Origin of the sequence: Limnospira sp. PMC 289.06, assembly GCF_032350395.1 — a bacterium.
Taxonomy (GTDB): Bacteria; Cyanobacteriota; Cyanobacteriia; order Cyanobacteriales; family Microcoleaceae; genus Limnospira; species Limnospira platensis.
The window spans coordinates 15,582-24,281 of record NZ_JARPLC010000079.1 but is presented as its reverse complement, the minus strand read 5'-3'; the positions used below and the strand labels follow the sequence as shown (position 1 = coordinate 24,281).

Here is an 8,700-nt window from a genome sequence, read left to right as displayed (position 1 = left end):
ACCGCCCCTACAGATGCTTTTTTCTGGTGGGGATAGGGCGGGTTTATGGGGTTTATCTATTACTATCATATAGCCCCGTGAACCCGCCCCTACAGATGCTTTTTTCTGGTGGGGATAGGGCGGGTTTATGGGGTTTATCTATTACTATCATATAGCCCCGTGAACCCGCCCCTACAGATGCTTTTATATCAAATACCAAAGAGGGATTTCATGCGTTGCTTAATCCATACCAAGGGATTATTATCTAAATCCTCATCCCCTAAAATACCCAGTTCTCGGAGCATTTTTTGACGTTGTACTAACTCCTCTTTTCGTTCAGCTAATTTCTCGGCAATTTGGTCTGCTACCTGGGGATAACTACCTAAAAAGCGCTGAAATACATCACGACTAACCACAAACAAAATAGTGGTTTCCTTAGCCCTGACCGCCGCCGTCCTAGGTATCCCCATAATTAATGCTAATTCCCCGAAAAAATCCCCCGCTGATAAATCACGAATATGCTTATTAGCCCTTTCCGCTAAAATTTCCACCACCCCAGATAAGATAATATGAAAAGCATCACCTGGATCATCTTCATGGAAAATAAATTGATGAGGGGCGAAAGTTTCTCGGTATCCCATTTCAATTAACCCTAATAATGCTAAATCACTCAGACCCTCAAAATAAACCACCTTCCGCAATAATGCTTTTAGTGACATATTTTGCCTTTCTAATTCCTGCTGTTCAGTAGTTTCGGCGGCTTTAATTTTGGCGGACTGGGAAGAGGCGATAATTGGTGCAAATACCTGTTTAAGTTCCTCAGTATTTCTAATCCATAGGTCTCGCTGGGCGATAGGAATATTGATATTATTTTGATACAGTTTGCTTTGGATTATATAATTTAAAGAGCTTTGAATAGGTAGCCTAGCTTTAGGAAGTTCTATCCAAACTAACAGTTCAAAATCTATACAATTTTCGCCAAAATTTCTTAACCAAACCTGTGGCTTGGGATGCCGTAATACCCTCGGTTCTTGACGGGCGGCGGATAACAAAACTTCGGTGACTAAAACTGGGTCACTTCCATAGGCGACTCGCACCGGAATATGAATGCGACTCAGTACATTTCCATGACTCCAGTTAATGATTTTATTGCTCACTAAAATCTGATTCGGAACAATAATCGAAATATCATCATTAGTCACAATTACAGTAGACCTAATGGAGATTTTGCGAATAGTTCCTTCCAATTTATCAAGTTCAATATAATCGCCGACTTTAATAGGTCTTTCTAATAATAAAATTAAACCACTGACAAAGTTTTGGGCGAGTCCCTGGAAACCAAAACCCAAACCAATACCTAAACCACCAGCGAGGAAAGTAAAGGAACTCATATCAATTCCCGCAGCTTGGGGAATGAGTAAACAGCCGATAGTAATGGTAAAATAGCGGAAGATGGTGGCGATCGCCTCTCGGCTACCCTCATCAAACTTTAACTTGACAAGAATCTTATCTTTCAGTAAATTACTCAGAAAGGTACACACTAAAAAAATGGCAAAGAAAGCCAAAATCACTGTCACAATTAACTGAATGGACAGAGAAATTTCACCCAACTTTATCGGTCGAGTGAATGCCTCCCAAAAGAACCCTATCAAATCCTGAATAATGCTCATATTAAGATGGTTAATTATACTCTGAAAGCCACAGCCAACACCACCCATGTAGGAGGCTTTTCTCCGGAACTAGAGCCCGCCTTAATCATCGCATCAGGCGATCGCATTCAGGTAGAAACCTACACAGGCTATTACCTTTATAATCAAGCCCCAGAAGGATTTTTGACCCCAGAATTTATCGAACTTTGTCGCCGCCTGTCGCCGGAACGAATTGTCGGTCCTGGTCCTCACCTTCTCACCGGCCCTATTTACATCCAAAACGCCCAACCGGGAGATATTTTAGAAATCCAGTTAGAGTCAATTTACCCCCGTTTAAATGTAGGGTTTAATGCTATCAGAACCGGTTGGGGAGCCCTACCGCAACGATTTAGCCAGCCGAAATTGCGATTTATCAACCTCGATCTTACCCGAAATCTAGCCGAATTTCCCCCCCAAAGTGGAGTAAAAATTCCCCTGCGCCCATTTTTCGGAATTTTAGGAGTCGCCAGCGAAACCCCCCAGTCTTCCATACCTCCAGGAGTGTATGGGGGAAACATCGACAACCCCGAATTACAAGCTGGGTCGCGTATTTTCCTTCCCGTGTTGGTTCCCGGTGGTCTATTTTCCATTGGCGACGGACACGCAGCGCAGGGAGGCGGCGAAGTCAACACCACAGCGATCGAAACCTCCATGAATGGCACAATTAAAATTATTCTGCACAAAAACTCTTCCCTAGATGTCCCTCTAGCAGAAACCGCAACTGATATAATCACCATGGGTTTTGGTCATACCCTTGATGATGCCTTTCAGTCTACCCTAGAACGTACCATTAACCTATTAGTACAAATCCTAGGAATTTCGTCAGAAGAAGCCTATATCCTCTGTTCCCTAGCGGTTGACTTCCGCATTACCCAAGTAGTGAACACCCCCCAAAAAGGAGTTCATGGTGCGATCGCCAAATCCATCTTACCAGAAACTTTCCCATTTCCCCCTAACTAATCCTTAACTAATGATTTTGGAATTCTTATCCTTATCCCCAACAGAACTTTTGACCTTAGCGATCGCCGGACTCTTCGCCGGAATATTAGCCGGATTTTTAGGAATTGGAGGCGGAACAGTATTAGTGCCAATTTTAGTCACCCTTGGCTATGTGAGTAATCAAGCAGTAGCCACCAGTATTTTCTCGGTACTAATTACCGCCATATCAGGAAGCATCCAAAATTGGCGCATGGGTTTTCTGCGAGTTAAGCGCGTAATATTAATTGGATTTCCTGCCGTAATTACTGCCATAATTGGGTCTTATCTCGCTAATTTATTACCCTCATCTTGGTTGTTATTCGGCTTTGGATGTTTACTACTTTTGAATATTTACTTAATCAAAGTACGCCAAGATATCATCGCCAAAAAGCAACTAGATGAACAACTTAACTCAACTTCTCCTCAGCCCCAAAAAACCATGAACCCATACCTAGCCTTTATGATTACCGGGAGTCTCGCCGGACTCCTAGCCGGACTTTTTGGAGTAGGAGGCGGTGTCATTATTGTTCCGCTGCAAATTCTCCTCTTAGGGGAAACCATTAAAGTCTCTATTCAAACCAGCCTCGGCGTAATTATTATAACTGCTGCTTCCGCTTGTATCGGACACGCTATACAGGGAAATGTGCTGTGGATACAGGGGATGATGTTAGGTTTAGGAGGATTAGTCGGAGTACAAATCAGCACCCGATTTTTACCAAAATTACCCGATCGCATCGTCACTTTAGCCTTTCGTACACTCTTAGGAATACTATCAATATATATGTTTTGGCGGGCTAGTCTTTGACCTTTATGGTAGCCTGTAAACTGTGCCAACATCAGGAGAGCAAAAACCGATGAATATTTTAATTGTCGAAGATGAACCAGAAATTGCACTCCTTATCCGTCGTACCTTAGAGGGGGAAGGATTTTCCTGTCAAATTAGCCAGAATGGACTAAGCGCATTAGAGATATTTCAACAACAACGACCAGATGTAATTATTCTCGATCTCATGCTTCCCGGTTTAGACGGTTTAGAAGTCTGCGCTCGCATTCGTCAACAACCCGGACAAAAAGACCCCTATATTTTAATGTTAACCGCCAAGGGAGAAGAAATCGATCGCATAGTCGGTCTGTCTACCGGAGCCGACGATTATATGGTCAAGCCTTTTAGTCCTAGGGAATTAGTAGCCAGAGTCAGAGCTTTATTGCGTCGTAGTCTGCGCCAGGGAGGACAGACCCAAACTCACCAAACCCCTCATTTTACCGTTGATATTGACCAAAGGAAAGCCAACTTTCAAAACCATGGTAATACGGAACCCTTAGACCTGACCACCTTAGAATTTAACTTATTAGCCACCTTCCTCAGTTATCCCGGTCGCGTGTGGAGTCGTACCCAATTAATCGATAAATTATGGGGAGATGACTTTTTTGGGGATGAGCGAGTAGTCGATACCCATGTAGCTCGACTACGGAAAAAAATCGAACCTGACCCATCTCATCCCACCTTCATCAAAACCGTAACAGGAGTTGGCTACAAATTCGAGGACAACCCCTAAAACCTTAACAGATGCTTAATTTTCCGCCTCTGGTCGTGGGGGAACCAAAAATCTTAACTCTCCGTCTTCTCCCTCCTGTATTTCCACCCCCAACGCTTCCAGTTCCGTTAGCGCCCTCTCCCTAACCAAAGTATCCATAGTTTGCGAGTATACTGTTAGCCAGGCGTTAATCCGTATCGGCACACTATCGGGATTGTCCCGCAGTGTGTTAGCCGCATCCCGAAATAGGTTTGCTGCTGGCTCATATCCACTAGCTTGTGCCCATTCAGAGGCGGTTTCTAGGGATTCTACGGCTGCGGGAATGTCGCCCAGGAGTAATAGTTCATCGAGAGACTTTAACCGCCATAATCGCCAAGCACCGGGGAATTCTGGAGACAGCGCCCTAGTTCCCCGCCCCATCAATTCTACGGAAAGTTCGGGTTGAGCTTGGTAATAACCAACAGCGGTAGATAAAAATAAGTACATATCTATCCATCTAGGGTCGAGGCGGGAAATCACATCAAAAAAATTGTCATTGAGTTGAAAACCCGTCAAATTCCGCGCTTCCCTATCTCCGAAATACTGGAGAAAGTTCAGAAATACCCAACTAGCAAGGAGGTTATCAAACCCTAAACTGGGTAAGTTTTTTAAAATCTCGAGATTAGCAGCCAGTCTTTGCTCTTCCCTTTCTGCTTCCGATTGGGTCAACTGCGGGCCGTTTTCCTCAGAAAAGCGATCGCCTAACCTAGCCCCACCCGGTGCATAGATTTGCAGTCCAATGATAGCACCTAGGGCGACAACTGCGATCGCCGCCGGAAAAAGACCCTCAAACCGTTTCACAACCAAAGATGACATGGGAGGTTCCCCCAAATCTAAAATTTATCTAAAATTTATTGTACAAAAAGATGACAGTAGATAAATTCTGCTTGTATAATGTCTGAAGACATACAATCGCTCCCGGAGTTCAGTATCATCAAATCCAGTATCATGATCACATTAGCCGGGTATCATACCTGGACAACAGCCTTATGATAGCTGACTTTTAACATACCTTAAACTAGGTGTATTTTCAAGCTATCGACTATTATTTAATGTCAACTGTATAGGGATGGCTTTTGCTACCCTATGAAAATATCGTTTAGGCATCCAGCCAGAGAATCCAGCCAGAGGAAGATTAGATGAATCAAGCTACTAGACCTTTTTCCCCCTTGCGCGCCGTTTTAAGTGGAGCCATAGTCACCATTTCCGCTTTAACAATTCCAGGGCTCAGTGGTTCAGTAAATGCTACCTTAAAAAATAGTCCAAAAGCCATCATTGACGAGGCTTGGCAAATTGTTAATCGAGAATATGTAGACCCCAGTTTCAACCGGATCGACTGGCTGGAAGTGCGCCAACAGCTTCTCAGTAAAGAATATTCCTCCCCAGAAGAAGCATATAGCGAACTGCGTAAAGCCTTAGAAAAACTCAACGATCCTTATACCCGATTTCTGGACCCTAAACAGTACGAACGCCTCACCAATCAAACATCGGGAGAACTGTCTGGGGTGGGAATGCAACTGACTTTGGATGAGAAAACTCGCCAAATTACAGTGGTTAATCCTATTAAAAATTCCCCGGCGATGTCGGCGGGAATTCAATCAGGCGATCGCATTGTAGCCATTGATGGCGAGTCTACCGAAGGGATGACCGTAGAAAAAGCGGCCGAGAAAATTCGGGGTCGGGTGGGAACTTCCATCACTTTAACCATCAGCCGCGATGAAGCTGAACAATTTGACCTGACGCTCACCCGCGCTCGCATTGAACTAGAAGCAGTCCGTTATCGCCTCAATACAGAAGGCGATCGCCAGATTGGTTATATTCAACTACAGGAGTTTAACTCCCATGCGGCTGAACAGATGCAAGAAGCCATTAAAGAACTCCTGGCTCAAAATGTAGATGGATTTGTCTTAGACCTGCGGGGAAATCCTGGGGGACTGTTACGCAGCAGCATTGATATCGCCAGAATGTGGGTAGACTCAGGAGCGATCGTTAGTACAATCGATCGCCACGGTAAAAGTCAGGAAATTCGAGCCAATCATACAGCCTTAACTGACCTACCTACCGTTGTCCTAGTTGACGACAACTCAGCCAGTGCTAGTGAAATTTTGGCAGGAGCAATGCAGGACAACAAGCGAGCTATGGTTATGGGAACTCGGACTTTTGGTAAAGCCTTGGTACAGTCCGTCTTTTCCTTATCTGATGGTTCCGGCTTGGCTGTCACAATTGCCCATTATTATACCCCTAACGGTACAGACATCAGCCAGAAAGGTGTCACCCCCGATATTGCCATTGAATTGACTCAGTTAGAGAAAAAGCAACTAGCTAGTGATCCTAATTTGATTGGAACTAACCAAGATCCTGGCTATGCTAAGGCGATCTTAGTTCTTAATGGTGATCCATCTCATCCCATGGCAGTTAACTAATCTATCAGGGTGGCAACCAAATTTCAACTGCCACCCTTTTTTTTTATTGTCATGGTCATCGAGAACAGTTAACCTTGAGGGGAATGTTCAAGATCAAAAAATTCCTATGTCAGAATCAGATCGGGCTGATTTACAGCCACGGAAACAATCACCCCCAACTATGGAAGAATGGCTGGCGATTATTTTGGCGATCGCAACCATGGGGTTTGTCTTCTTTTGGGTATTGGGAAAGGTCGAACCCAAAACCAGTTTTAGCTTACTCTCCGCTAAACCTGAAACTATCTCAGAGCATCGCAGTTTAATCAATGTCTCTGATATAGTCCGTCAAGCATCCTCCAGCACAACCACTATAGCCTCCTCCCCAGACTCCCCAGAGTCTAAGTCTGAGCCCTCAAATACGGTCAGCAGCGAATCTACAGGATTTACACTAAGCTGGCTCAACTTAGAAGGCTTACAAATAGCCTCTCCAACTACCGAGTCAACTCCGGCGACTATTCCCTTATTGTCAGCACCCACAACAGAAGCGGAAACAACAACCACAGGTACAGACACAGACACAGACACAGAGGCGGCGGTTACATCACCCTCTGAAACTCCAACTACCACAGAAACCCCACCAGAAACCACCGACACAGAGGCGGCGGTTACATCACCCCCTGAAACTCCAACTACCACAGAAACCCCAGGGGTTCCCAGTCCACCTTTAACTACCGCCGAAACACCAGAAACCACAGACACAGAGGCGGCTGTAACTCCAGATTCGGCTACAACTATACTTGCTAATGTACCAGAGGAACACTGGGCGCGGGATTTTGTAGTTTATTTTGCTGAACATAATCAGGCGATCGGTTCAGAAGATGGTACATTTACCCCAGATCAGCCAGTCAGTCGCGGACAGTTTGCTCATCAGTTGCAACAATCCCTCAAAACTGACAGAATTCAACCTGATATTAACTTTCAAGACCTACCCCAGGACTATTGGGCAAATCAAGCCATTCAAGAAGCTACCAAAATGGGTTTTCTCAGGGGTTATCCAGGGGAAGTTTTCCAGCCTAATCAAGAAATGACTCATACAGAGGTCGTCGTAGCTTTGGTAAGTGGTTTGGATTTACCTACCCCCAATAATCCCCAGGAAATTCTCACAGTTTACTCCGATGCTGATCAAATTCCTGATTGGGCTATTGGTCAAGTGGCGGCGGCGACTGAGGCGGGTTTGGTCGCCAGTCATCGAGATCGTAATACTTTTAATCCTAATCAATCAGTCAGTCAAGCAGAGGCGATCGTCATGATTTATCAAGTATTAGTGCGATCGGGTGACGCTGAACCTATTGAGTCAGATTACCTTATTACTCGTTAAATGTTGTGGGTTTCATACATCACCAATTAGCCTGCGTCAGAGATATAAGATTTTTCTGACGCATTTTTTTGACACCCAAAATAGTTAAATATTCCCCAATTCGAGATGTTCCCAACCGTGATATTTTTGCCCTGGCGCGCCTTTTGAAAGTCTATCTTGTATCCCCTGGTATATCTTGCACCCGCCCCCACCAGACCCATTAACCTAGTGAAACTCAATCTTTTCGGCTTCCCCGTCCAGATCTCAATCATTAGACATCAACCACCATATTTAAGCTACAATCATCACATTCCGTTAATAATTAACCATCATCCCCGATTGGTCTATGTCAGAAATTATCCAAATTCCCAAAAGTATCTGGATTATTACCCAAGATTCCCCTACCCCCTCAACATCCCCTGACACTCCTACAGAATCACAGACCCACCGGGTAGCAGTCCCGGCGCACAAAATGCAGCAAAATATGAGTCAATTTTTATTAGTAATTGGTGATGTATTTCTACAAGCGGAACAGCAAGCATTTCAAATGCAGCAAGCCTCTGGAAACTCCCAAAAATCTCCCATACAGCTTGACCAGGTGGAATTGTCTGTCAGAATTAATGGCAACGGAGAAGTTAGCCTCTGTAGTGATAACTTCGATCATGGGACTATCAAACTTACCTTTAAACGTCGCAAAACTTAACAAAACTTAACAAAAAATC

8 protein-coding genes are annotated in these 8,700 nt (G+C 44.5%); 6 read left to right on the top strand and 2 right to left on the bottom strand.

The annotated features are described in order from the left end of the window. Positions 1–188: 188 nt before the first annotated feature. Positions 189–1,649: a mechanosensitive ion channel domain-containing protein gene (locus P5674_RS15910; protein WP_062945560.1), complete on the bottom strand. Its 1,461-nt coding sequence runs from the start codon at positions 1,647–1,649 to the stop codon at positions 189–191. Positions 1,650–1,655: 6 nt separating this feature from the next. Between P5674_RS15910 and P5674_RS15905 the strand changes: the two genes are divergently transcribed. From P5674_RS15905 to P5674_RS15895, 3 genes are read left to right on the top strand one after another with little or no spacing between them, the layout of a single operon-like run. After that, entirely contained in the window at positions 1,656–2,627 is a 972-nt protein-coding gene (locus P5674_RS15905) for an acetamidase/formamidase family protein (RefSeq protein WP_006619010.1), read from the top strand. Positions 2,628–2,637: 10 nt separating this feature from the next. Continuing rightward, positions 2,638–3,450: a sulfite exporter TauE/SafE family protein gene (locus P5674_RS15900; protein WP_006619009.1), complete on the top strand. Its 813-nt coding sequence runs from the start codon at positions 2,638–2,640 to the stop codon at positions 3,448–3,450. Between the two features lie 49 nt (positions 3,451–3,499). Then, positions 3,500–4,201 (top strand): response regulator transcription factor, encoded by a 702-nt coding sequence (locus P5674_RS15895; protein WP_006619008.1) that lies wholly within the window; start codon positions 3,500–3,502, stop codon positions 4,199–4,201. 15 nt (positions 4,202–4,216) lie between these two features. On the opposite strand, the gene P5674_RS15890 is transcribed toward P5674_RS15895, so the two are convergent. Next, the gene (locus tag P5674_RS15890) at positions 4,217–5,035 is read right to left on the bottom strand and encodes a hypothetical protein (protein ID WP_315670095.1); all 819 of its coding nucleotides are present in this window, start codon (positions 5,033–5,035) and stop codon (positions 4,217–4,219) included. 323 nt (positions 5,036–5,358) lie between these two features. Between P5674_RS15890 and ctpB the strand changes: the two genes are divergently transcribed. The 3 genes from ctpB (at position 5,359) to P5674_RS15875 (ending at position 8,681) form a co-directional block, all read left to right on the top strand. Next, complete coding sequence (gene ctpB / locus P5674_RS15885; RefSeq protein WP_006619006.1) at positions 5,359–6,642, top strand: carboxyl-terminal processing protease CtpB; 1,284 nt, start codon at positions 5,359–5,361, stop codon at positions 6,640–6,642. Between the two features lie 106 nt (positions 6,643–6,748). Next, entirely contained in the window at positions 6,749–7,999 is a 1,251-nt protein-coding gene (locus P5674_RS15880) for an S-layer homology domain-containing protein (protein WP_035736528.1), read from the top strand. Between the two features lie 325 nt (positions 8,000–8,324). Then, entirely contained in the window at positions 8,325–8,681 is a 357-nt protein-coding gene (locus P5674_RS15875) for a Pepco domain-containing protein (RefSeq protein WP_006619003.1), read from the top strand. Positions 8,682–8,700 lie beyond the last annotated feature (19 nt).